This window comes from Flexivirga sp. G2, from assembly GCF_055397625.1.
In genome coordinates this window covers 315,861-340,414 of record NZ_AP039675.1, presented here as the reverse complement: position 1 = coordinate 340,414, position 24,554 = coordinate 315,861, and the positions used below count along the sequence as shown (strand labels likewise).

General features: G+C 67.7%; 20 protein-coding genes. 11 read left to right on the top strand and 9 right to left on the bottom strand.

Annotation, left to right across the window (positions count from 1 at the left end; translation table 11 throughout):
* Nucleotides 1-65: 65 nt before the first annotated feature.
* From ACZ50J_RS01650 to ACZ50J_RS01640, 3 genes are all read right to left on the bottom strand, one after another.
* On the bottom strand, nucleotides 66-764 hold the full coding sequence (locus tag ACZ50J_RS01650) for a hypothetical protein (RefSeq protein WP_464299550.1): 699 nt from the start codon (nucleotides 762-764) through the stop codon (nucleotides 66-68).
* A 105-nt stretch (nucleotides 765-869) separates the two neighbouring features.
* Nucleotides 870-2,789 carry a S53 family peptidase gene (locus ACZ50J_RS01645; RefSeq protein WP_464299549.1) on the bottom strand — a complete coding sequence of 640 codons (1,920 nt, stop codon included), beginning with the start codon at nucleotides 2,787-2,789 and terminating at the stop codon, nucleotides 870-872.
* Between the two features lie 157 nt (nucleotides 2,790-2,946).
* Entirely contained in the window at nucleotides 2,947-3,786 is an 840-nt protein-coding gene (locus tag ACZ50J_RS01640) for a L,D-transpeptidase (RefSeq protein ID WP_464299548.1), read from the bottom strand.
* A gap of 361 nt (nucleotides 3,787-4,147) precedes the next feature.
* On the opposite strand from ACZ50J_RS01640, the gene paaI reads away from it, so the two are divergent.
* Both paaI and paaK read left to right on the top strand, forming a co-directional pair.
* Nucleotides 4,148-4,561: a hydroxyphenylacetyl-CoA thioesterase PaaI gene (gene paaI, locus ACZ50J_RS01635; RefSeq protein ID WP_464299547.1), complete on the top strand. Its 414-nt coding sequence runs from the start codon at nucleotides 4,148-4,150 to the stop codon at nucleotides 4,559-4,561.
* On the top strand, nucleotides 4,558-5,850 hold the full coding sequence (paaK, locus tag ACZ50J_RS01630; RefSeq protein WP_464299546.1) for a phenylacetate--CoA ligase PaaK: 1,293 nt from the start codon (nucleotides 4,558-4,560) through the stop codon (nucleotides 5,848-5,850). The genes paaI and paaK overlap by 4 nt, the downstream gene beginning before the upstream one ends.
* Before the next feature lie 99 nt (nucleotides 5,851-5,949).
* Here the strand turns inward: paaK and ACZ50J_RS01625 are convergent, their stop codons facing one another.
* Complete coding sequence (locus ACZ50J_RS01625; protein ID WP_464299545.1) at nucleotides 5,950-6,474, bottom strand: DivIVA domain-containing protein; 525 nt, start codon at nucleotides 6,472-6,474, stop codon at nucleotides 5,950-5,952.
* Nucleotides 6,475-6,558: 84 nt separating this feature from the next.
* Here ACZ50J_RS01625 and galE point away from each other — a divergent pair, with 84 nt between their 5' ends.
* Complete coding sequence (gene galE / locus ACZ50J_RS01620) at nucleotides 6,559-7,596, top strand: UDP-glucose 4-epimerase GalE (RefSeq protein WP_464299544.1); 1,038 nt, start codon at nucleotides 6,559-6,561, stop codon at nucleotides 7,594-7,596.
* 97 nt (nucleotides 7,597-7,693) lie between these two features.
* On the opposite strand, the gene ACZ50J_RS01615 is transcribed toward galE, so the two are convergent.
* Nucleotides 7,694-7,888 carry a hypothetical protein gene (locus tag ACZ50J_RS01615; RefSeq protein ID WP_464299543.1) on the bottom strand — a complete coding sequence of 65 codons (195 nt, stop codon included), beginning with the start codon at nucleotides 7,886-7,888 and terminating at the stop codon, nucleotides 7,694-7,696.
* A 165-nt stretch (nucleotides 7,889-8,053) separates the two neighbouring features.
* Here ACZ50J_RS01615 and ACZ50J_RS01610 point away from each other — a divergent pair, with 165 nt between their 5' ends.
* On the top strand, nucleotides 8,054-9,769 hold the full coding sequence (locus tag ACZ50J_RS01610) for an alpha/beta hydrolase (protein ID WP_464299542.1): 1,716 nt from the start codon (nucleotides 8,054-8,056) through the stop codon (nucleotides 9,767-9,769).
* 132 nt (nucleotides 9,770-9,901) lie between these two features.
* Here ACZ50J_RS01610 and argS read toward each other — a convergent pair whose 3' ends face one another.
* Nucleotides 9,902-11,641, bottom strand: a complete 1,740-nt coding sequence (argS, locus tag ACZ50J_RS01605) for an arginine--tRNA ligase (protein ID WP_464299541.1) — start codon at nucleotides 11,639-11,641, stop codon at nucleotides 9,902-9,904.
* An 89-nt stretch (nucleotides 11,642-11,730) separates the two neighbouring features.
* On the opposite strand from argS, the gene ACZ50J_RS01600 reads away from it, so the two are divergent.
* The 5 genes from ACZ50J_RS01600 (at nucleotide 11,731) to ACZ50J_RS01580 (ending at nucleotide 18,836) form a co-directional block, all read left to right on the top strand.
* Nucleotides 11,731-12,534, top strand: coding sequence for a hypothetical protein (locus ACZ50J_RS01600; protein WP_464299540.1), 804 nt, complete (start codon nucleotides 11,731-11,733; stop codon nucleotides 12,532-12,534).
* A gap of 178 nt (nucleotides 12,535-12,712) precedes the next feature.
* Complete coding sequence (locus ACZ50J_RS01595; protein ID WP_464299539.1) at nucleotides 12,713-13,669, top strand: ABC transporter ATP-binding protein; 957 nt, start codon at nucleotides 12,713-12,715, stop codon at nucleotides 13,667-13,669.
* Entirely contained in the window at nucleotides 13,666-15,030 is a 1,365-nt protein-coding gene (locus ACZ50J_RS01590; protein WP_464299538.1) for an ABC transporter permease, read from the top strand. The genes ACZ50J_RS01595 and ACZ50J_RS01590 overlap by 4 nt, the downstream gene beginning before the upstream one ends.
* Nucleotides 15,031-15,041: 11 nt before the next feature.
* A complete protein-coding gene (locus tag ACZ50J_RS01585; protein WP_464299537.1) occupies nucleotides 15,042-17,843 on the top strand; it encodes an alkaline phosphatase family protein in 2,802 nt (933 codons plus the stop codon).
* A gap of 111 nt (nucleotides 17,844-17,954) precedes the next feature.
* Nucleotides 17,955-18,836 carry a hypothetical protein gene (locus tag ACZ50J_RS01580; RefSeq protein WP_464299536.1) on the top strand — a complete coding sequence of 294 codons (882 nt, stop codon included), beginning with the start codon at nucleotides 17,955-17,957 and terminating at the stop codon, nucleotides 18,834-18,836.
* Nucleotides 18,837-18,912: 76 nt separating this feature from the next.
* Here ACZ50J_RS01580 and ACZ50J_RS01575 read toward each other — a convergent pair whose 3' ends face one another.
* From ACZ50J_RS01575 to ACZ50J_RS01565, 3 genes are all read right to left on the bottom strand, one after another.
* Nucleotides 18,913-21,228, bottom strand: a complete 2,316-nt coding sequence (locus ACZ50J_RS01575) for an MMPL family transporter (RefSeq protein ID WP_464299535.1) — start codon at nucleotides 21,226-21,228, stop codon at nucleotides 18,913-18,915.
* Between the two features lie 40 nt (nucleotides 21,229-21,268).
* Nucleotides 21,269-21,847: a TetR/AcrR family transcriptional regulator gene (locus ACZ50J_RS01570; RefSeq protein WP_464299534.1), complete on the bottom strand. Its 579-nt coding sequence runs from the start codon at nucleotides 21,845-21,847 to the stop codon at nucleotides 21,269-21,271.
* A 113-nt stretch (nucleotides 21,848-21,960) separates the two neighbouring features.
* Nucleotides 21,961-22,476 (bottom strand): hypothetical protein, encoded by a 516-nt coding sequence (locus tag ACZ50J_RS01565; protein WP_464299533.1) that lies wholly within the window; start codon nucleotides 22,474-22,476, stop codon nucleotides 21,961-21,963.
* Nucleotides 22,477-22,597: 121 nt separating this feature from the next.
* Between ACZ50J_RS01565 and ACZ50J_RS01560 the strand changes: the two genes are divergently transcribed.
* Both ACZ50J_RS01560 and ACZ50J_RS01555 read left to right on the top strand, forming a co-directional pair.
* On the top strand, nucleotides 22,598-23,773 hold the full coding sequence (locus ACZ50J_RS01560) for a sensor histidine kinase (RefSeq protein WP_464301391.1): 1,176 nt from the start codon (nucleotides 22,598-22,600) through the stop codon (nucleotides 23,771-23,773).
* Entirely contained in the window at nucleotides 23,770-24,423 is a 654-nt protein-coding gene (locus tag ACZ50J_RS01555; RefSeq protein ID WP_464299532.1) for a response regulator, read from the top strand. The genes ACZ50J_RS01560 and ACZ50J_RS01555 overlap by 4 nt, the downstream gene beginning before the upstream one ends.
* Nucleotides 24,424-24,554: the final 131 nt, after the last annotated feature.

Below are 24,554 nucleotides of genomic sequence, written 5' to 3'. Positions count from 1 at the left end.
CACCGTGCCCCCATCCGCCGCGTGGGCGAATGGGGGCACGAATTGTCCTGCTGTGACGACCGAGCTCAGCCGGTGACCGGAAGGGTCGTGGTCGTCGGCGTCGGCGTCGGCGGCTCCGTGGTGGGAGGCGGCGTCGTCGGCGGCGTCGTGGTCGGCGGGTTGGTCGTCGTCGAACTCGGCGGGTTGGTGCCCGTGGAGGTCGGCGGCTGCGTTGCAGTCGACGTAGGCGGAGTCGTGGTCGACGTCGGCGGTGTCGTCGTCGACGTGGCCGCGGAGCAATCGATGCCGGCAAGGGCGACGAAAGTTCCGTCACCGAGCGCGTTCAGGTTGATGAGCGCACCGGCCGTGTGCCCGGCCGACTTCGTACCGAACGTCACCGTTCCCTCGACGCCGGCCACCCCGCTGAACGCCGCCAGCGATGCAGTCGCGCCCGCCTTGTAGGTGCCTGCGGCATTGCCACCGGAGACCGTTGTCACCGGGTTTGCGCCATTACAGCTCACCGACACGGAAACAGTCGGGCCACTGAACGCGGCGAGCGAGAACGTTCCGGAGGTGCCGTTTGCACTTCCGGTGAAGCCCTCCTCGGTGCCGCCGTAGGCGCCGTTCTTCCACGCACCGCCACTCCCGGTGCCCTGAGCCGTCGCGGCCCAGTTGGCGCCGTAGCCGGTGGCGGCCGAGCTGGCATTGCTGGTCATGATCAGCCCCGACGCAGCAGCGACACCTGCCACCAACGAAGCCCCGAACAACGCAGTGTTGCGTTTCATGGTCTTGCTCCCCTTCGATTTACCAAAAAGTTTGTGCGGTGGCGCGGGCTCACACCCTGAGGTGCGCAGCCCGCACCACCGGTCAGACGTGGCTCGAAGCCGATGTCACTTGCCGAAGTTGGTCAGGAAGGTGCCGGTCGGCTCGCCGACACCGGTCACGTTGTCCCACCCGGTCTGCACGCGCAGCGAGTCGGCCGGCTGGGCGATGCCCTCCAGCACGAGAGCGCCGCTGGTGCGGTCCTGACCGAGCATGGCGCCGTAGGTGCCTGCTGCGATCGCCTTGACGTCGCGGATGTCGGCGCTGCCCAGCTTGTAGAAGTAGGGCGCCGCGTTGCCGACCTTGCGACCGGTCAGTGCCTTCGAGCTGGCGACGAGCGAGGCAACCAGCGGGGAGGACTGGCTGGTGCCACCGCTGCCGCTGATCTCACCCTTGTCGAACTCGAGCGCGATCGGGGTGGCGATGTCCGCGTTGGCGCTGACGTCCGGCACGGTGCGCTTGGTCGTCGAACCCTTGACCTTGCCCTTCTGCCAGGCCGGCTGCGCGAACTTGGTGCTCACGCCGCCACCGGCACCGACACCGTTGTGCGGGAACGGGTACTGCTTGACGCCACTGGTGCTGGCCGGGTTCGGCTGTGCCCACCACGTGGTGGACCAGCCGGCGGTGAACAGTCGGCTGCCGTCCTGCTTCGTGGCGACCGCGGTACCACCGACGGAGGTGAAGTACGGCGAGCTGGCCGGGTAGGCGACGTCCTTCTTGCCGGTCGGCTTCGTGCCGTTGTCCGGGATGCTCTCGTCACCCATGTCGCCACTGCTGCCGAACAGGCTGATGCCGGTCAGCGAGGCCTGCTGCGCGGTGCGCTCGAACTGCTGCACGAAGCTGGCCGGGGTCTGCGACTCCGGAGCACTCCACGACATGGAGATGGTGCTCACCTTGTGCTGCTTGACGGCCTTCTGGAACATGCCCAGCAGGTCGGCGAAGCTGTTGCTGGCGGCGCCGTAGTAGCTGATCGATGCCTTCGGCGAGATGATATGCGACGTCTGAACGTCCATGTCCTGCTCGCCGTAGGCGTCGCCGTCGGAGCAGGTCGCCGGGTCCTCGGGGGCCGACTGGTTGTCGTACGACGTCAGCCGCGGGTAACCGAACTTGTCGGACAGGTCGTTGGTCTTGGCGACCACGTCCTTGTCGCTGCACCAGAGCAGGATGCCGATCTTGGCGTTGGCCGTCGCAGCCTTGCTCGCGTTGTAGAGCTTCACGGTCTGCTGCGGGCTGTAGCCGCACATGGCGTTGGACTCGTTCTTGAAGATCTTCGCGCTCGGGTAGAGGTTCTCGCCCCAGTAGGTCGAGCAGTTCGGCGAACCGGCTGCTGCAGTCCCGATGGTGCCGAGCTTGCTGCCGGTGCGGATCGAGGACTGCCCGTTCTGCGGACCGCTGGTCTTCTTGGCCGTCACCGGGCTGAGCTTGCTGACCGGGCCGGTCCGCGCGGTGCTGACGGTGTTGAGGCCGACGATGCTGCTGACGCCGAGGTCGCGCGGCAACAGGGGGTCGACGTTCGGAGCCAGCCCGGTGCGCGCACCGAGGGCGACCCGCTGCATCTTCAGCGAGAACGCCTTGTTGACCTGGCTGACCGGAGCCTGCACGTTGACCGTGCCGCTGACGGCGTCGGTCGAGGTGACCTTCATGCCCTGGCTCTTGGCCCACTTGGAGACCTTGGCGAGCGAGGCCGACGAGGCGCCGAACAAGTTCTTGTACTGGGCGGGCGAGATGACCGTGCCCTTGGCGAGCATGGAGTTCATCAGCGCCTGGTTACGCAGCGGCACTGCGATGGACAGGTCGAGCTGCGTTCCGGTGGAAGCGACACCGAGGGTGCGCACTCCGCTGGTGGCCAATGTGCTGCGGCCGGAGTTGCTCAGCCGCACGTTGTCGTTGCCCTGACCGGCAGCATGCGCCATACCGGCACCCGCCCCCGCCATTGCGATTGCCGTGGTCAACGCGACGGCACCCGTCGCGACATGACGACGCTTCATCAATATCCTCCCGTTTGATTTTTGGTCCTATTTCCGATGTCTGAGGGGACCGTCGGACCGAGACCGGGGTGTGGCGCGGGTAACACAGTACCCAAGATCACCATTTGGGGAACTTACTTACCAGTATTCAGTTCGTGATGGTGCTCACGGCGACAGCTCAGGCCGTGATGTCGACCGGCGTACCGGTCGGCAGTTTCGCGAACATCTTCAGGGCATCCGCCGGGACCCGGATGCAGCCGTGCGAGATCTTTCCCTCGCGACCCTGCTCCGTGGGCCACCCGTGCACTGCGACGGTGCCCGGCCCGCCGCCATACGAATCGAGGGTGTCGGAGTGCGCGCCGAGGGCGTAGATCACCGGCGAGAACGACTGGTTGGGATCGACGAAACCGCTGAGCAGGAAGGTCTGGCCGACCGGGGTCGGCGTCGTCGTCTTGCCCTGACCGATGGTCCAGGTGCCCTGGGACTTCCCGGCGCGGGTGACCGTGATCGTGCCCTTCGTCAGCTTCACCCGGACCGCCCAGTCGGTCTTGGCGCGGTTCAGTCCGGCCTCGGGGATCCATGCGGTCGCGCCGTTGGGACGGGCAGGGAGGCGCACCTGAGCCCATCCGCGCTCGGTGCGCAGGACCGGCAGCCACGTCGTGCTGCCGATCTGCGACTTCGGGATCAGGGTGACCGGGTCCGCGCCCGGCTTGGCGAATCCGGGCATCGCCTTGTCGATCCGGATGGCGACGCCGCCACTCGCGGTCTTCAGGTCGAGGGGCGCCTTGGTGACCTTGCCCTCGGTGTCGGCGACGGGCAGCTTGTCGAGCACCGACTGCGACACCTTCGGGACGGGTATGTCGGGGAGGCTCGTCGCCGGCGCCTGCGTGACCGAGGTGGTCGCGGCTGCGGCCGGTGGCTTGTCGCCACCTCCGCCGCCGAAGATCTTGATCCCGACGAAGACCGCGATCGCGACCACGAGAAAGCCGACGACGACCCCCGCGACGGACGTCCCCACCTGACGCATCGAATTGCCCGCGCCGACGCGATGTTTACCTGGTTCGGTCACAACCTTGCTTTCTGACGACTGGTGCACAACAGAGCGGTTCCCCACCGCAGCGCATTCTTCACGGTGTTCGCGGGATTCGCGGCATGAGCGGCCGAACGCCTCACGTTCGGTACGACATCCGTGCAGACGCAGCACTGCCGTCGCGCGTTCCGATGCACTTCCCCCGGGTACCCCGGACCATTCTTAACGCCGACCGGTCGGTTGCGGAAGGGGTGTCCACGACGGCGGCCGTCGTCCAAATACTGATCGACTGGTCAGTAATTCTTGAGGAAGCCGCCCGAACCGACTGCCGCGGTGGCAGGCTGGCCGCATGGAAGGAACGGATCACGTGCTGACCATGTGGCGCGAGGACCGCGCGTCGGCCGCCCAGCAGATCGAACTCGTCGACGTCGGCGTGTATGACGACGGGCGTGGCCATGCCCGGACCCGCATGCAACTGCGTGAGCACCAGGTCAACGGCCACGACATCGCGCACGGCGGACACATCTTCCTGCTGGCGGACTCGACGTTCGCGCTGGCGTGCAACGCGAGCGGCCACACGACGGTCGCGTCGGGTGGCGACATCTCGTTCGTGACCGCCGGTCGGCTGGGCGACGTACTCGTCGCGGAGGCGAGCGAGCGCGTGACCTACGGCCGGTCCGGCATCACCGACGTGACGGTCACCCGTGAGTCCGACGGTGCAGTGATCGCGGAGTTTCGCGGCAGATCGAGGAGGATCAAATGACCGGTGCAGACCTCGACGCGGCCGAGACGTGGTCGGTCGACGAGTTGCGGGCGCATCAGTTACAGCGCCTGCAGGAGACCGTTGCGGCGGCGTACGAGAACGTCCCGCACTACCGGAACGCGTTGGATTCCAGCGGGGTTCACCCCGGTGACATCAAAGAGTTGGCAGATGTTCGGCTGCTGCCCTTCACCGGAAAGGCCGATCTACGGGACAACTACCCCTTCGGGATGTTCGCGGTGCCGCGGTCGGAGGTCGTGCGCGTGCATGCCTCGAGCGGGACGACGGGTATGCCGACAGTGGTCGGCTACACCCGGCAGGACATCGACACCTGGGCGGATCTGGTCGCGCGGTCGCTGCGGGCCGCCGGAGTGCGCCCCGGCGACATCTGCCACGTCGCCTACGGCTACGGCCTGTTCACGGGTGGATTGGGCGCGCACTACGGGGCGGAACGACTCGGCTGCACCGTCATACCGATGTCCGGTGGGCAGACCGCCAAGCAGGTGCAACTGCTCCGCGACTTCGGCGCACGGGCGATCATGGTCACGCCGTCATACTTCCTGTCGATCCTCGACGAGATGACCGCTCAGGGCATCGACCCACGCGAACTTCCTTTGCAGGTGGGGGTTTTCGGTGCCGAGCCGTGGACCGATGCCATGCGCAGCGAGATCGAGGAACGTGCCGGGATCGACGCTGTCGACATATACGGACTGTCCGAGGTGATGGGGCCCGGCGTCGCGATGGAGTGCGCAGCGACCAAGGACGGCCCGACGATCTGGGAGGACCACTTCCTGCCCGAGATCGTCGACCCGGTCACCGGCGAGCCGGTCCCCGACGGCGAGGAGGGCGAGCTCGTGTTCACCTCGCTCACCAAGCACGCGATGCCGGTGCTGCGCTACCGCACCCGAGACCTCACCCGGCTTCTCCCGGGCACCGCGCGTCCGTCGTTCCGGCGGATGGCCAAGATCACCGGACGCAGCGACGACCTGATGATCATCCGCGGCGTCAATGTGTTCCCGACCCAGATAGAGGAGCTGGCGCTGCAGTACGACGGGCTCTCGCCATACTTCCAGTGCGTGCTGACGCGGCCCGGCCGGCTCGACGAGATGTCCGTCAATGTCGAGGCAGCAGAAGGCTTCCCGAGTGATCGGTGGGCTCAGGTCGAGGCCGATCTCGCCCGTGACATCAAGGATCGGATCGGCACGTCCGCGCGCGTGCAGGTGCTGCCTGTCGGAGGCATCGAGCGGTCCGTCGGCAAGGCTCGCCGGATCGTCGATCAACGACCCAAGTAGGCACATCCGCGGGTCGAGTGCGCCGAGGGACGAGGCGCGTATCGAGACCTTCTGCGCCTCTCGATCTCGATACGCGGCTCGTGCCTCACCGCTACTCGATCAGCGAAGCGGGCGGATGCGCTCGAGCTGGTCGAGGAAGTGGTCGACGGCGGCTGCGTCATACCCGCCTCGGCCGGCACGCGCCATGTGGAACTGCGCGGACTTGATGTCCGGCAACGGCTCGCCGTTGCCCATGGCGCGCAGCACGTTGTCGAGGAAGTCGTCCACCTGATCGGTCTCGTATGCCGAACCGAACCGCGTGGAATGGAAGGTGATTTCGCGAACCCAGACCTGCTGCTGCCGGGTCCAGGTGAGCCGGTTGCTCCGGGGCGCCGCAGCCTGGCCGGCCGCGTCGTCGGCGCGGACCTCGTCCTGGATGTTCAGCTGACGCTGCCACTCGGCGATGTTGTCGAAGAGCGCAGTCACCGACTCGGGCGAGTAGCCCTCCCGGAAACGTGCGATCCGCAGACCGACCGTGCCGATGGCCGGCACCGGTTGCTGGGTCCGCATCAACGACAGGACACGATCGAGTTGACGTTGGACGTCCACCGTGACGTACCCGCCGCGAGGCTGAGTGGTCAGCATCGGCTTCTCAACACGGGCAATATGTTCGGCTGTCCACAGGGTCCTCACCACGGGCTCCATCCTTGCACCGTAACCTGAGGCATCATGCGAGTACTCGTCTCCGGCGGTGCCGGCTACATCGGATCCCACACAGTGCTGGCCCTGCTCGAGGGCGGCCACGACGTCGTCATCGTCGACGACTTCGCCAACAGCAAGCCGACCGTGCTCGGCCGGCTCGAGGCGTTGTCCGGCAAGACTATCCCGCTGCACGCCTTCGACCTGACCGACGCGGACAAGACCGAGCACCTCTTCAGCCAGGAGAAGTTCGACGCGGTCATCCATTTCGCAGGCTTCAAGGCGGTCGGTGAGAGCGTCACCAAGCCGCTGGAGTACTACCGCAACAACCTCGACAGCACGTTCTCGCTGCTGCGGGCGATGACCCGCCACGGCGTCGACAAGCTGGTCTTCTCCTCTTCCGCGACGGTGTACGGCGACAACGCACCCGTGCCCTATCACGAGGATTACGAACCGCTTTCGTCCTCCTCGCCATACGGCCGGACGAAGGTGATGATCGAGCGGGTGCTGACCGACGTCGCGTCGATCACCGACGGATTCCGGGTGGCGCTGCTGCGCTACTTCAACCCGGTCGGCGCGCATCCGTCCGGCCTGATCGGCGAGGACCCGCAGGGCATCCCGAACAACCTGATGCCGTTCATCTCACAGGTGGCCGTCGGCCGCCGCGACAAGCTGACGATCTTCGGCGACGACTACCCGACCACGGACGGCACCTGCGAGCGTGACTACATCCACGTGCTCGACCTGGCCGCCGGTCACGTCGCGGCGCTGGAGCACCTGCCGACGATGAGCGAGCCGGTGCGAGCGTTCAATCTCGGCACGGGAGAAGGCACTTCGGTGCTGCAGCTGCTGCACGCGTTCGAGCGTGCGGTCGGGCACGAACTGCCGCACGAGGTGGGTGCCCGACGCGCGGGAGACCTTGCGGCGTACTGGGCCGACCCGACCCGCGCGCACGAGGAACTCGGGTGGCACGCCACGCGCACCATCGACGACATGTGCGCCGACACCTGGCGCTGGCAGTCCCAGAACCCGAACGGCTTCCCGAACGGCTTCCCGAACGGCGACTGACCCCGGCTCCCCCTGTGCCGAATGACGGCTTCCTCGCCGAGTGACGGTGCGATCTCGCCGTCAGTCGGCGAGGAAGCCGTCATTCGGCATGGATCGGTCAGTAGTGGGCGAGGTGCTGGTGCGAGGCCAGGTAGTCCTCGCACTGGGTGTGTGTGCCGGGTCCGAAGGCGACCCGCCAGTCCGGCGGGATCGGGTTGGTGCACGACCAGATGATGAGTCGGCCGACTCGACCTTCGACGACGAAATAGAGCTCTGTGCTAGACGGCTGCTGCGCGTCCGGGTTGCCGGACATGGTTCCCTCCCAGTCCTTACAAGCCCCCGAGCGTCATGCTCGTGGGACCAGTGTGACGCACGCGGCGGCGAATCCGCTGCATATTTCGCGCCTCCGGAACTGCTCGGAACCGCATTGCACCCCCGTCGCGTCCACCAACGGACAATCAACGAAGGAGATTCAGTCATGCGCCGTCGCCTCCAGCACTTGACCACCGTGAGTGCCCTGGCCGTGCTGGTTGCTGCGGGCGGGGGCGCGCTCGGCGCTGCTCCTGCGACCGCCGCATCGGCTGCCGGGACCCTGTCGCCCACGCACGCGAACCTCGAGAAGTACACCTCGCAGAAGCTCACCTGGAGCGCCGCACTGTGCCCGCAGGAAGTGCACAAGCTGGGCAAGGCCGCCAGCCGATCGGAATGTGCCCGCGTCACCGCTCCGAAGGACTACGCGCACCCGGGCAAGGGCGACATCAAGCTGATGGTCACTCGAACCAAGCCGGAGCAGGCGGGCAAGTCCGACCGGGTCGTCTTCACCAACCCCGGCGGACCCGGCGGACCGGCCGCACGGTTCTCGGCCATCGTGGCGGCCATCTCGCCGCTCGGGCGCACCGAGACCGTCATCGGCGTCGACCCCCGCGGCACCGGCGAGAGCACCCCGGTCAGCTGCGACCCGCCCAAGACGAATGTGCGTGACAACCACCAGCTGACCGACGCCAACGTGACCGCCCTGCAGACCGCAGTGAAGGCATCGGTCGACAAGTGCGTGGCACAGCACGGCGACTACCTGCCGTACATCAACACCGACAACACGGCGCGTGACCAGGATCTGGTCCGGCAGCTGCTGGGTGTGAAAACCATTGACTACTACGGCGTTTCGGCCGGCACCTGGCTCGGCGCGCATTACGCCACGCTCTTCCCGGAGCACGTCGGCCGGTTCGTGCTCGACAGCAACACGGCGTTCACCCGGGACTTCCAGGCCAGCTTCGGTTACCAGCCGGCGGGCTTCCAGCGGCGTTTCTCGCAGCAGTTCGAACCGTGGGCTGCCCGGCACAACGACACCTACGGCATCGGGTCGACCGCCGCCGAGGTGGAGGCCACCCACACCCGCGTGCGCAAGGCGGCCGCGGAGGGCAAGCTCGGCTTCTTCTCCGCCAACGTCGTCGACAACGTCCTGGCGCAGCAGATGTACTCCGACCAAGGGCTGGTGACCGCGGCGAAGTTCCTCGGCTACCTGGACGACGCTCGCGACGGGAACAAGATCGCGCTCTACCAGGCGTTCGGACTGCTCGGCTCGGGGTCGGACAGTTACACCGACAACCGCGAGAGCACGACGTTCATGGCGACGACCTGCAACGACACGTCGTGGAAGAAGGACCAGAACTACTACGTCGACCGCGCCCGCAGCCTGGGACCGAAGTACCCGCTGCTCGGCTACGGCCAGGTCGTGAACCAGTGTGCGTACTGGCCCTACCAGGCGACCAACACCAAGATCGACCTGTCGAAGTCGCCGAAGATCCTGATGACCGACACCACGCTCGACCCGGCAACCCCCTACGAGGGTGCCGTGGCCGCGCACAAGGCATCGCCGAACACGGTGCTCCTGACGGTCAACAACCAGGGCAACCACGGCGCCGTGCTCGGCAGCAAGAACACCTGCGTCACCGACGCGGCATACGGCTTCCTGATGAACGGCGCACTGATCAAACACGATTCGGTCTGCCAGGGCGTCCCGCTGCCGGGCGATGACAAGGTCTACCCGACCGGCAAGCAGGTCAGCGGTCCGAAGCCGAGTCTGGACGACTCGAAGAAGACCACGCCGAAGCACAAGTCGGACGACCTGGGCGACATCCTGCTGAACCTGTTGGAGAAGCTGGTCGGCGACATCTTCGGCGGCCCGCACGCTTGATCGCTCCGACTCCTCGGAACCCAGAGCACCAGCCCCGCGAACAAGTTCGTCGGGGCTGGTGCTCTGGGTTGCACGTCGGGACCTCGAGACGCCGGCTCGTCCCTCACCGGCTCCTCGGCCGCCTCGAGGGCGCTACATCTGGTCGGGGGATTTGATGCCGAGCAGCTCGAGTCCCTTGACCAGGACCTGGCGGGTCAGGGCGCACAGCGCGAGCCGGCTGTCGCGGACGGCCGCGTCCTCGGCCTTCAGCACCGGGCAGTGCTCGTAGAACGCCGTGAACGTCGTCGCCAGGTCGTAGAGGTATGCCGCCAGGCGGTGCGGCTCGAGCGACTCGCCCACCTCCGCGACGACGCCACCGAAGTCCAACAACCGCAACGCAAGAGCGCGTTCGGCCGGCTCGGCGAGAGCGATCGGACCGGTCGGGTCGACGGCGTCCGCACGCGACAGGATCGACCGCAGTCGCGCGGTGGCGTACTGCAGGTAGGGGCCGGTGTTGCCCTGCAGGGCGAGCATCCGGTCCAGGTCGAAGGTGTAGCCCGAGTCGTGCGACACCGACAGGTCGGCGTACTTGATCGCACCGATGCCGACCTGGTGCGCGATGGTCGCCTGCTCCGCCTCGGACAGGTCCGGACGCGACTCGGCGACGACCTCGGCGGCACGCTCCAGCGCCGAATCCACCAGGAACTGCAGGGAGATCAGGTCACCGGAGCGGGTGCGCAGGATCTTGCCGTCGGTGCCGACGACGTTGCCGATCTGCACATGGATCGGTTCGGTGCCCTGGATCCAGCCGGCCTTGTCAGCGGCGGACCACGTCATCCGGAAGTGCAGGTTCTGCGGAGCGCCCACGACATACAGCGCACGATCGGCGTGCAGGTCGAGCGACCGGTGCCGGATCGTCGCCAGATCCGTTGTGGCATAGCCGTATCCGCCGTCCGACTTGCGGATGATGAGCGGGACCGGCTTGTCGTCGCGACCGATGAACTCGTCCTGGAAGACACACAGCGCGCCGTCGCTCATGACCGCGATGCCCTTGGCCTCCAACGTGTCGCAGACCTCCGCCAGCTCGTCGTTGTATGACGACTCCCCCCGGATGTCGTCGTCCGTGAGCAGCACGCCGAGCTCGCGATAAACCTTGTTGAGATAGACCTTGGACAGGTCCATGATCTCGCGCCACAGCCGCAGGCTCTCCGCGTCGCCGCCCTGCAGCGTCGCGACCCGCTTGCGAGCGCGCACCGCGAAGTCTCCTGCGGCGTCGAACTTCGCACGGGCGGCGCGGTAGAAGCTGTTGGGGTCGCTCTCCAGCAGCTTCGCGTCGTCGCTGCCCTCGCCGACCTCGAGCAGATGTTCGATGAGCATGCCGAACGCGGTGCCCCAGTCGCCCAGGTGGTTCTGCCGGATGACGTCGTGCCCCAGCGCTTCGAGGGTCCGCACCAGCGAGTCACCGACGACCGCACTGCGCAGGTGTGCGACGTGCATCTCCTTGGCGGCATTCACCGAGGAGTAGTCGACGACGACGATCTCGTGCTCGGGCGTGGGTATGCCGAGCCGGTCGTCCTCGAGCTGGTGGCCGGCTGCTGCCGCGACCCAGTCGGTGCGCAGTGTGAGGTTGAGGAAGCCGGGTCCGGCGATCTCGACGGACGCGATCAGCCCGTCGTCGGCGCCGATCCGGTCGGCGATGGCCTGCGCGATCTCCCGCGGCGGCCGGCCGACCTTCTTGGCCAGGGCCATCGCGGCGTTCGCCTGGAAGTCGGCGTCGGTCTGCCGCTTGTTGGCCGGACGGATCACCGGGTCCGCCTCTCGCCATTCCGGTCCGAAGGCCTCGGCGAGGGCCTGCTGAACGCGGGTGGTGAGGGCAAGGCGGGGATCGGTCATGCCGCTTAGATTAAGGCGTCGCCCCGAGGCCGGACGAATCGATATCAGCGCCGTGCGGCGGCGTCCGCGCTCCCGATTATCCTGGGATCATGCGGCCCGTCACACGCATCACCGTCTGCGCACTCGCCATTGCCCTCAGCCCGGCAGTGGCCGCGTGCGGGTCGACGCGTGCTGTGAGCGTGACGGGTCCCTCGTCCGCCGGCGCGAGCGTGGACCCCAACGCCCCCGTCCCGGACGCGAAGACCCTGGCCGACGACGCCCGGTCGGCATACCGCGCCGCGACGTCTGCGCACGTCCACGCGACGATCGACGAGGACGGCGTCACGCAGACCATCGACATCCACGGCACGATGGACGGCACCAACCAGGAGCTCACCGTCAAGGACCCGAGCAGCGGCAATGCGACGCTGCGCACGGTGGACGACAAGTACTACATCAAGGGGAACCAGGCGTTCTGGGAGTCGGCGGCCGAGTCCGGGTCGACGACGGCTGCACTACTCGCCGACAAGTGGGTGCTCGCCCCGCACGGCATGGGTTCGGGCAGCAGCGTCAGCAAACTGACGATCCGCTCCCTGCTGGACGAGATGCTCGGCGCCGACGCGCTGTCCGACAGCGAGCTGGCCGCCATGACGACCAGCCGCGCCTCGGAGCACGGCATGTCGCTGTATGTCGCGAAGGGCGCCGACTCCGGAGACGACATCAACACCTTCAAGGTGCTGGCCGACCGGACCAACAACGTCGCCGAGGTGTCGGGCAAGTCCGACGACGGCTCCGACGGCACGGCGACCTTCGACGGCTGGAACACCCAGAGCCACGTCGACGTGCCGAAGGGCTACGTGACCTTCCCGTCGTCCGGGTCGGGCTCCGACCGCACCACGGCCCCGTCGATCTGACCGACGCCCTCGCCGACTTGAGGGGTCGGATTCCGTTCAATTACAGGTCCGTTCACTTTCTGGCAAGTTTTCCAATCGTGCGCAGCGGTTCGCGCAGTGTTCAATTCGCGTCTCCTTTCGCGGGGTGCCCGATCCATAGGTTCGGTATGGCCTAGACACAGCACAGAGACGACTACACATGTCCACATCCCCCGCCATACCGCCCGCGATCCGAATCCGCGCGATCACCAAGCATTTCGATGACGTCATCGCCCTCGACGGCGTCGACCTCGACGTACCCACCGGTCAGATCCACGGCCTGGTCGGCCCGAACGGGGCGGGCAAGACGACCCTCCTCGGCATGTTGCTCGGCCTCACCGCGCCGACGTCCGGCGAGGGCGAGGTCCTCGACCAGCGACTCGGGCGGACCCGTGTGGTCCCGACGGGGGTCGCCGGGTTCCTCGACGGTCCCGGCCTATATCCGACGCTGACCGCCCGACAGAACCTCACCTCCTCGCTCACCCTCGCCGGGCGTCGTGCCGAGGACGATGCCGTCGACGAGATCCTGGACACCGTCGGGCTGAGCAACGTTGCGCACGAACGGGTTCGGGGCTTCTCCCTCGGCATGCGCCAGCGCCTCGGTCTGGCGGCAGCGGTCCTCGCCGAACCCCGCCTGCTCGTCCTCGACGAACCCGCCAACGGCCTGGACCCGGCCGGCAAGCGGCAGGTGCACGGCGTGCTCACCGACCTGGCCGCCCGCGGCACGACCGTCGTGCTGTCCAGCCACCGGATGGACGACGTCGAAGCGCTGTGCGACGAGGTGACGATCCTGGTCACCGGCCGCGTCGCGTTCAGCGGTCCGCTGGCCAAGCTCGCGGCCGAGAACGACGCGCTCGACTACCGACTCGTCACCTCCAACCCGGCGCAGGCGCGGCAGATCGCCGCGGCGACCGGCGGCGTACACCTGCGGGACGACACCGACGGCGTGCCCGAATCCGGCCGCCCACTCCTGCTGGGTGCCGACACACCGGCCCTGGACGAACTCGTGGCGCGCCTGGCCCGGGACGGCGTCGCGGTGCGCGAACTCACCCCGGTCCTGTCGCCGCTCGAAGCGGCCTTCCTCAAACTCACGGACGATCAGGAGCTCCCCGGATGACCGCCGCATCGGCGACCACGATCCAGACCCCCGGCACCACCGCACCACCACGCACCCCGACCGCGCGCGTCTATCGCTTCGAGATGACGAAACTGTTGTCCCAGTGGCGGATTCGCATCCTGGTCGCAGCCTGCTGGATCGCACCCGCACTGTTTGTCGCAGGCGTCAGCCAGCAGAGCAGCCTGCCGGTGGACACCCTCTTCGGGCGGTCGATGCACGACACCGGCTGGGCCGGCGCACTCGTCACGCTCGGCTTCTCCGGCACCTGGGCACTGCCACTGCTGACCTCCGTCGTCGCCGGCGACATCTTCACCTCCGAGGACCGGCTCGGCACCTGGCGGCACCTGTTCGTCGTGGTCCGCTCGCCGCGGCGCATCTTCGCGGCCAAGGCGCTGTCGAGCGTCACCGTGCTGCTGGTGATGGTCGCCGGGCTGGCCGTGTCGAGCTCGGTCGCGGGTGTCCTCGTGGCCGGCAACAACCCGCTGATCGGCCTGGACGGCCACACCCTGTCGGCCGGTGATGCCGGCACCCGGGTCGCCCTGGCCTGGTTGTGCGTCCTCGCTCCGACCCTGGCCCTGGCCGGCCTCGGGCTGCTCGGCTCGGTGCTCTTCGGCCGCTCACCGATGGGTCTGTTGCTGCCCGCCGTCGTCGCCTTCGCGATGCAGCTCGCCCAGTTGCTGCCCCTGCCGGTCGCCGTCCGGCTGGCGTTGCCGGGCTCGGCATACATCTCCTGGAACGGGCTGTTCACCGACCCGGCACAGCTCGGCCAGATCCTGACCGGCGTCGGCGTCAGCCTGGTGTGGGCGGTCGTCGCGACCGTGCTGGCGTATGCCGTCTTCGCCCGCCGCGACTTCAGCGGCACCGGCCACGACACCGCCGGCCGTCGAGCGATCACCATCGGCCTCGCGCCGATCGCGGCCCTGCTGGTCGTCGGCACGCTGGTCATTGCGCCATACAGCTCGATCAGCGAGAGCGGAATCACCCAGACCAAGGTGAACCGTTCTGTCGCAACGGCTTTCGCGCACCTCTACCGGCTGCAGACCACGCAGCTGCACAACCCGCCGGTGACCGAGGCGCAACTGAAGACGTCCGCTTCCTGCAACCGCGGCGGCGGCACGATCACCCCCGAAGGCGCCGGCAACGACTGGCGATGTGTCGTCAGTTGGCACCTGCCCGGCAGCACCGCCGTCGGCCAGGCGATCTATCAGCTGGACCTGAAGCCCGATGGTCGTTTCATGGCCGACGGCGATGGACCCAAGCAGGTCAACGGCTACTTCCTCGTGCGCACCGCAGACGGCGATGCGCCCAATCCCCTGTGGCAGTTCGACGCCAATGTCGACCTGCTGTCCACACATCACTGAAAGGCACCTCCATGCAGGTCACGCGACGACGTCGTAGTGCATCCCGGAAGCAAGGTTTCAGTCATCGCAAGTTCCGTATCGCCATCGCCGGCGCTGCGGTCCTGACGGTCGGCACCGGCGGCATCGCCGCCGCGTCACCGTCCAGCCTCTTCGGCGACAACCAGGTCGGTGGCGTCTACCAGAACGGCCAGCTGGTCTCCGACAACCAGTACATCCAGCCCATCGGTAAGCGTCTGCTGACCAAGGAGGGCAAGTACATGGGCTCCACGGTGAGCCCGGACGGCCGGTTCCTCGCCGCCACCAGCACGGACAAGTCGATCGTGCTGCAGATCGTCGACCTGAAGACCTACAAGGTCGTATGGCGGGTGGGCACAGCGACGAACGCCAACCAGAAACTGACCAACGGCACTGTCGGTCAGGAGGGTCCGACCTACTCCCCGGACGGCAAGTTCCTCTGGCTGCCGCAGCAGGACGCCCTGACCAAGTTCCCGGTCTACTCCAACGGCGCACTCGGTGCACCGACCACCGTCGCACTGCCGAAGGTCAACGGCGCGTCCGCGCTGCCCGGCAAGTCCGCCTACTCGGCCGACGGCACGACGCTCTACGTCCCGCTGAACGGCCAGAACACGGTGGCGGCCGTGGACGTCGCGACCGGCACCGTGACGAACAAGTGGGAGGTCGGGATCGCTCCGCGCCAGGTCCAGCTGGTCGGCGGCAAGCTCTACGTCAGCAACGAGGGTGGCCGCCGGGCGTCCGGCGGCGACTCGACGATGACGTCATACGGCACGGACGTCCCGGCCGACGGCTACAAGGGCACCTCGACGTCGGGCACGCTCAGCGTGATCGACCCCGCCACCCCCGACGCGGAACCGGCCAGCATCACGGTCGGACTGCACCCGACCGACCTCTACCTCTCCGGCAAGACGCTGTATGTCGCCAACACCAACAGCGACACCGTGTCCGTCGTGAACACCGGCAACAACAAGGTCGTCCAGACCATCAGCACTCAGCCCTGGGCGTCCTCGGACGTCGGCTACGCGCCGACCGGCATCACCCGGGTGGGCGACCGCCTGCTGGTGACGCTCGGCCGCGCGAACGCGGTTGCCGTGTATGGCGTGGCGAAGGACCCGAAGGAGCCGGCGAACTACATCGGCCTGCTGCCGACCGACTACTACCCGGCCGCGATCGCCGATGTGGACGGCAAGGTCGTGGTGACCAACACCCGTGGTGTCGACGCCCGGGGTCCCAAGCTCACCTACACCGAAGGACCCGGCACCGAGCCGGCCGTCGGCCACGGGACACACAGCACGACCGGGTCGTTCACCCGCTTCACGCTGCCGAGCGACAAGCAGATCGGGAAGTACACCGCGAAGGTCTACACCCAGAACGGGTGGACGGCCGCCAACGCCCAGCAGGCCAAGGGCGCCAAGAGCGCGGCTGTGCCGGTGCCGAAGAAGATCGGCGACCCGTCGACCATCAAGCACGTCTTCCTGCTGGTCAAGGAGAACCGCTCCTACGACCAGGTGTTCGGCGACGTGGCCAAGGGTGACGGCGACCCGGGCTTGGCGCAGTTCGGCCAGAAGATCACGCCGAACCAGCACGCGCTGGCCAACCAGTTCGGCCTCTACGACAACACCTACGACATCGGCACCAACTCGGCCGAGGGTCACAACTGGATGATGCAGGGCGACAACCCGGAGTACACGGAGTCGAGCGCGGGCGAGTACATCCGCAGCTACGACACCGAGGAGGACGTGCTGGGCCACCAGCGGTCCGGTTTCCTCTGGACCGCCGTGGAGTCGGCCGGCAAGACCGCGAAGAACTACGGCGAGTTCGAGTACACCGAGGGCAAGCCGGCCAACTCCACCTGGCAGCAGTACTACTGCGCGGCCAAGTCGGTGCAGGACGGCGGCGACCCGGCACAGCTGACGACGCCCGAGCTGAAGGGCAATTACGGCTCGGTCATCCCGTCGCTCAACGCGATCTCGAACCCGACCTCCCCGCCGTTCGACACCAGCATCCCGGACCAGTACCGCTACCAGATCTGGAAGCAGGACTTCCAGAAGAACGGGCCGTCCGGCCTCAACATGATGTGGCTGTCGAGCGACCACACCGGTGGCACCGCCGACCCGGAGGCGCAGGTCGCCGACAACGACCTCGCCGTGGGCCGGATCGTCGACACGATCTCGCACAGCAAGTACTGGAAGGACTCGGCGATCTTCGTCGTCGAGGACGACAGCCAGAACGGCGCCGACCACATCGACGGGCACCGGGCACCGGTGCAGGTCATCAGCCCCTGGGCCAAGCACGGCGCCGTGGTCAACACCTACTACTCGCAGCTGAACATGGTGCGCACCATTGAGCAGATCCTCGGTGCCCAGCCGCTCAACCAGAAGCTGGCGGCGGCGACGCCGATGTTCGACGCGTTCCAGAAGAAGGCCGACACCACGCCGTATGACGCGGTGCCGAACCAGGTGCCGTTGACCGAGGGCGTCGCGACGCCGCCGGCCTGCGGCCTGGACACCCTGGGCAAGACCGGCGCGGCCGCCGCGAAGGTGAACGCAACCGCGGCCGCGAAGACCAAGGTGCCGGCTTCGACGAAGGCGATCGCCGCCCAGTGGACGAAGTGGAGCGAGAACCAGCACTTCACCGGTCGGACCGCGCGCGCCGACTGGGCGAACCCGGCCCAGATGAACCGCTGGACCTGGTACCAGACGCACAACTGGTCCAAGCCCTACCCGGGTGACAGCAAGATCTACACGCCGAAGACCGTGCCCGGCGGGGCGATCCCGTCGGCCAACGACGGCGACTGAGCGACCAGCACCGCGCTCACGAAGGGCCCCTGCCGGCGACGCCGGCAGGGGCCCTTCCACGTGCTGGGCCGGCCGGCGCCCGGCCGCTGACCGTCACGTACTTTGGAGGACATGCGTACCGTCACCACGATCTCCCAGTTGACCGTCGCCGCGGCGCTCGGCCTGTCGTTGGCCGCCTGCGGCTCCAGCTCCGGTTCCGGGGGCAGCACGTCCGCCGGCAGCGCGGCGTCCTCCGCGGTCGGCCAGGCCTCCGACTCCGGCACGAGCAGCGCGTCCGACCAGGCATCGAGCCAAGCGTCCGACCAGACATCGAGCCAAGCGTCCGACCAGACATCCGGCTCGTCGACCTCGGCCTCCGGCGGCGACCAGGCCGGCACCCCTGATGCCACATCCCTGGTGCACGAGGCCCGGGCGGCATACCAGAAGGCCAAGAGCGCACACCTGCACGCGGACATCAAGGACGGCACGAAGTCCGAGGTCATCGACATCAAGGGCGCCGTCGACGGGACCAACCAGGAAGCCAGCGTGTCGCAGACCGGGCAGGGCACCGCGACCTTCCGCACCGTCTCCGACAAGACCTACCTCAAGGCCGACAAGACCTTCTGGACCACCGCCGGCAAGATGACCCCGACCATCGCGGCCAAGGTCGCCGACAGGTGGGTCGTCGCTCCTCCGTCGACGAAGGCGAAGCTGTCCACCATCACGATCAAGTCGTTCCTCGACGGGGTCCTCGGCGAGGAGACCATCACCGACAGCGACCTGGCGAAGTCGAAGAGCAAGAAGTCGTCGTACAACGGCAAGGACGTCTACATCGTGACCGACGACTCACCCAGCGGTGGCAGCCTCACCCTGGCGGGCGACACCAAGGACTTCCTGCGGCTGCTGCCGCCGGCGGACCAGAGCGACGAGGGTTCGGTGACCGCCGACGGCTGGAACCAGCAGTCGCCCGTGACCGCACCGGCCGGCGCCATCGACGCGAGCGCCGTCAAGTAACAGCACTGCTTGTATGACGGAAGCGGCCCGGTGAGCGTGATGCTCACCGGGCCGCTTCCTGCATGCCAGTGCCGGGTCAGGCCTTCGCCAGCGCCTCGTCGTCCTCGATCGGCTCGGGCGCCAGCTTCTTCGCCAGGCCCTCGCCCTCGACGTCGACCCGCGGCAGGATCTTGTCCAGCCACTTCGGCAGCCACCAGGCCTTGTCACCCAGCAGGTACATGACGGCCGGGATCAGCATCATCCGCACGACGAACGCGTCGAAGAACACCGCCGCCGCGAGGGCGAAACCCATCGACTGGATCAGGCTGTTGCTCTGCAGCATGAACGCGGCGAACACCGAGATCATGATCGTCGCGGCAGCCGCCACCACGCGGGCGCCGTGCCGGAACCCGTCGACGATCGATGCCCGGGCGTCCGCCCCGTGCACGTAGGCCTCCCGCATTCGGGTGACCAGGAAGACCTGGTAGTCCATCGCCAGCCCGAAGACGATGCCGATCAGGATGATCGGCATGAAGCTGACGATCGGCTGCCCCTCGACGATCCCGAACAGGCCGTTCTGGAAGACCGCGACCGTCGCGCCGAGCGTCGCCAGGACCGAGAGCAGGAAGCCCAGGGTGGCCGTGAGCGGCACGAGGATCGAGCGGAAGACCACCATCAGCAGCAGGAACGCCAGCCCGATGACGACCGCCAGGTACTTCGGCAGCGCGTCGGTGAGCTGGGTCGACACGTCGGTCTGTACGGCGGTGGTACCGGTGACACCGACCTCGGTGCCGGTCTTCTTCTCGATGGCCGACTGACCGTCGCGCAGGGTGTTCAGCAGATCGAGCGTCGACTGGTCGTCGGCGCCGCTCTTCGGCGTGATGAGGATCTGCGCGCCGGACTTGTCCTTGTTGACCGCGACGATCTGCGCGTTGACGACATCCTGCTGACTGCCGGCCCAGCCCATGACCTGGCCGTATGCCGCCATCCGCTGCTGGGTGCCGTCGATCTTGCTGCCGTCGACGACGGTGAGCAGGGGAGCCTGCCGCCCGGCACCGAACGACTCGGTGATCATGTCGGCGGCCTTGCGCTGCGTCGTCGACGATGCCGCGGTCGAGTCGCTCGGCAGGGCCAGGTGCAGGTTCTTCATCGGCAGGGCGAGACCGCCCAGCACCACGATCACCAGGCCGACGATGATCGCCGGCTTCTTGCCCAGCAGATTGGCCCAGCGAACACCGTTGTTGGTGGTCTTGCCGTCCTCGGCGATCTTGTCCGTGCGCTTGCGCAGCTGGGCGCCGAACGCCTTCGACTTGAGCATGCCCAGCACCGCAGGCAGCAGGGTGAGCGCGACGCACACTGCGAAGAACACCGACCCGGCCGCGGCCAGACCCATCGAGGTCAGGAAGGGAATGCCGACCACGGACAACGCGCAGAGGGCTATCAGCACGGTCAGGCCTGCGAAAACGACTGCGCTGCCCGCCTTTCCGACTGCGAGGCCGGCTGCGTGCGCCCGGTCATCGGTCTCACCCAGCTCGGTCCGATAGCGCGCCAGGATGAACAGCGTGTAGTCGATGCCGACCGCGAGGCCGATCATCGTGGCCAGGATCGGGGTGGTGGTGCCGATCGTGGTGAAGCCGGTGGCGAACTGGATCGCCAGCTCGCCCATCATGACGCCGACGCCGGCGGAGATGATCGGCATACCGGCCGCCACCAGCGATCCGAAGGTGATGAACAGGACGAACGCGGCGACGATGATGCCGAGCAGTTCGCTGCTGCCGCCCGTCTCGGGCATGGCCTGCATGCCGGACCCGTTGGCCTCCGCCTGCAGTCCGTCCGCGCGGGCACCCTTGAGCGCCGTGAGGACGTCATCTTGCGTGCTGGCCTTGACGTCGGCGACCGTGTCGACCTTGAAGTTCCAGCTGATCGTCCCGGTGCGGCCGTCCTTGGACAGCGGCGAGACCGCCTGGGCGTTCTGCTTCGCGGCGGCCTGCTGCTGCGGGCTCTTGCCGGCCTGCTTCAGGATCTGCGCCTGTTGCGCCTGCGCCGCGACGACCGGGTTGACCGGCTGTGCCTTGGCGGCCGTCGGCATCTGCGGGACCTTCTTCAGGTCCGCGATGAGGTCGTTGACGGCGTTCTTGTACTTGGTCTCCTGCAGCGTGTGACCCTGCGGCGCGGAGACAACGACCGTCGCGGCCGCCTGGTCCTGCACGTCACCGGTGCCCGGGAAGAGCTTCTGCTGCATGGACTGCGCCTGCAGCGACGGAATGCCCGGGATGCTGAACTTGTCGACCATCGGCTTGCTGACGCCGACCGCCAGCGCGCCGAAGCCGACGAGCACGATCGCCCAGGCGGCGATGAACATCGGCCACCGGCGATAGGCCGTGTGGCCGAGCCGGTAGAGAAGGGAAGCCATGGAAATCCTTAGGTCCGGTCTGGCGTGAATACGGTGTGGTTCAGTGAAAGATCTGGCGTGCAATGGCGAGGTTGTCGACGAAGACACCTGCCAGGTCACGGTCGTCGTCGCCGGTGCTGAATTCGTCCATCGAGGCATCGAATACGGCCCCGATCATGGCGATGAACACGCGAGATCGCGGATCGGCGGCAGGTATGCCGGAGCGTTGCGAGAGCAACTCCTGCACACCCTCGACGAAGCCGGCAAACATCTCGTGGACCGCGATGATGAGTTTGGGGTTGGTCTCGAAGCACCGGCGCATGGTGAGCCAGTCCTGGCGGGTCATCTCGACCTCGGCGGTGGCACGCAGAATGCCCAGGACCAACTCGGCCACGTCGTCGATGAACTCCCCCGTAGGGCCACCGGCGAGAAACGTGTCGATGTCTGCCTGGCGCAGCTGCGGACCACCGCCGACAGTTGCCTCGAGCTTGCCGTCGAAGTAGTTGAACAACGTGCGCCGGGACACTCCAGCACGTTCGGCGAGCTCGTCGAGTGTGAAATCGTCATACCCCTTCTCGACTGCCAACTGCTGTGCCGCGGAGGTGATTCGGTGAGCCGTCTGCAGCCGCTTCAAGGGCATCGGCTCGGCAATCATCAAGCGAGGCGCCGCTGTGGTCGAGGTGGAGGTGTGCACAGAACAAGCTTTGCCCTTTGGGGTGCCATAGTGCAAATTCACCGGATGTGATGTGCACCTCACTTCGCGAGTTGCACGGCGCTCACCGGGCGCGCGCGACCGGCGCGCTGCAGCCGCTGCTCGAGGAACCACGCCTGCACGCCGAGGCTGACCCCGAGATAGATCATGATCGTCGCGGAGTCGAATCCGCTGAATCCATGCGGTGTTTCACCGAACGCGAGCGGCCCGGCGATCGCGGTCGCCACATGTCCGGCCAGCGCGACCAGCCACCAGCCGATGGTGATCGGCGTGCCGCGTCGCAGCCAGGTGCCGTCGGCGTCGCGCCATACCCGCATCGACCGGGCGCGCGGCCTGGCGACCGCCGCGGCGACGACGAGGCCCGCGATCACGCCGGCCACGTCGCCTGCGGTCACGTGATGGTCCTGCAGGAAGCTGACGGCGTTGATCACCCCGAGTCCGCCGATGATCAGCGGGAACCGCAACAGGTTGTCCTTGACGCGTTGCACCCGCAATTGACGGACGAGGATGAGGCCGAGGACGAGCAGAACTTCGAGGACGACGGTTGCGGTGTTCATGACCTCAACTCTCCCGGCCCACGGGTCGGGAGGCATCGGCCCGAGGGTGGAGCCCGGGTGGAGATCCGCCGCGCTCCGGGTGGAGTTCCCATGGAAGAACCGTAGGTTTGGCCGGGTGCGGATGCGCGAGCTGGACGACCTGCGATTGGACCGGATCCTGATCCGGTTGGTGATCGCGGGCTCCTTCGCGGGCTCCGCACTCGCCGCGACCGGCGTCACGAGCGATCAACACCCGTCGCGGGCGGCCCAGCTGGTCGGGACGGCAGCAGGGGTGATCGCCGTCGCGGGATTCGTGACAGGGGGCGCCTGGTGGCGGAGGCATGTCCTCGACAGCAGCCCGGACCGGTGGCTGCCGTGGCAGTTGTGGGCGATGTCGCTCGGGTCGGCGGCGATGGTCGTCGCGCTCCCGTTCGGCGGGCTCGTCTGGCTGCCGTACCTGCCGATCGTGACCTGTGCGCGTGCCTTCGATCTGCCGCGCGTCGTGATGTATGCCGTCGCGCCGTTGTTCGGCATCGGCTACCTGGCCCTGCATCAGCACGACGGGCTCGCCACCCTCGCGATCGACCTGCTGCTCGCGCTGGTCGTGATCGCGCTGCTGCAACAGCGCCGCCGGCAGATCGAGTCGGCCGAGCTCGCCGCGGCCCAGGAGCAGGTGATCGCCCAGGAACGTGCCCGCGCCGCGAGCGCCGAGCGACAACGCGAGATCGCCGCGGACCTGCACGATGTGCTCGCGCACACCCTGTCCGGGCTCATCGTGTCATTGCAGACCGCGGGGTTGCAGGCACGCCAGGAGGACGCGAGTCCCGCACTGCAGCAACGGCTTTCCGTCGCGACGGACCTGGCCAAAGAGGGTCTGCAGGGTGCACGGGTGGCGGTCGAGTCGCTGCACAGTGCCGCGTCGACCACGGCCGCGGAGCCACTCGACGACTGGCTGCAACAGACGGTCGATCGCCTGCGGATCGGCTCGGACACACGGATCGAGGTGGTCGGGGACACCTCCGCCATACCGGAGCAGCGGCGGGAGACCGCCCGGGCGGTGCTACGGGAGGGACTCACCAACTCGGTGCGTCACGCGCCCGCTCTACCGATTCGGATCACGCTGTCCGACAACGAGATTCGCGTGACCACGCTCGGTGATGTCAGCGTGCTTCCCGCGACCGAGCAGGTGAGCGGCGGCCACGGGCTGGCGGGCTTGCGGCGCCGGCTCAGGGTCGAGCACGGAACCCTCGACGCCGGCGCGACGACGGACGGGTGGCTGCTGGTCGCCCACTGGGCCACGGACGAGGAGGTCGTATGACGGTTCGGGTGGTGCTCGCCGACGACCAGACCGTCGTCCGTGAAGGGCTGCGGTCGATGCTCGGGCTGATCGACGGGATCGACGTCGTCGGCGTCGCTGCCACGGCGGAGGAGGCACTGGCGTTGGTGGCCGACACCGACCCGGACGTGCTGCTGACCGACCTGCGGATGCCGGGGATCGGTGGGGTCGAAGGTATCCGCCGGCTGCGGTCGGGTGGCTCCCGGACGCAGGCGGTCGCGCTGACGACGTACGACGATGCGGCGACCATCGTCGATGCGTTGTCCGCCGGGGCACTCGGCTTCCTCAACAAGGATGCCGACCCGGACACCATCGCGACCGCGGTGCGCGCCGCGGCGCAGGGCCGGTCGCTGCTCGACGCGAAGGCGACGACCGCGATGCTGCAGGCGGCGGGTGCGGGCGGGAGTGGCGCGCCGGCGCCATACAGCGATGCTGACGGGTTGACCGAGCGCGAGATCGACGTGCTGCGGCTGGTCGCCGCCGGCCTCGCCAACAACCAGATCGCTCGTGAGCTCTTCGTGTCGGTCAGCACCGTCAAGACGCACATCAACCACCTGCTGGCGAAGACCGGCAGCAACGGCCGCGCCGGTCTGGTGCGCTACGCCTATGAGCACGGCTTCGTCGGAAGGTGACCGCGGACGGGTCGATCGGCGACCGGCGTTGTCACGGCGCGAGGGGCACCATATCTCCCACGGGATCGGGGGTTCGTTGGACGCCCCGGCCGCGAGCAGGTTGGATGGGGGCTGACAACGGGCGCCGGATG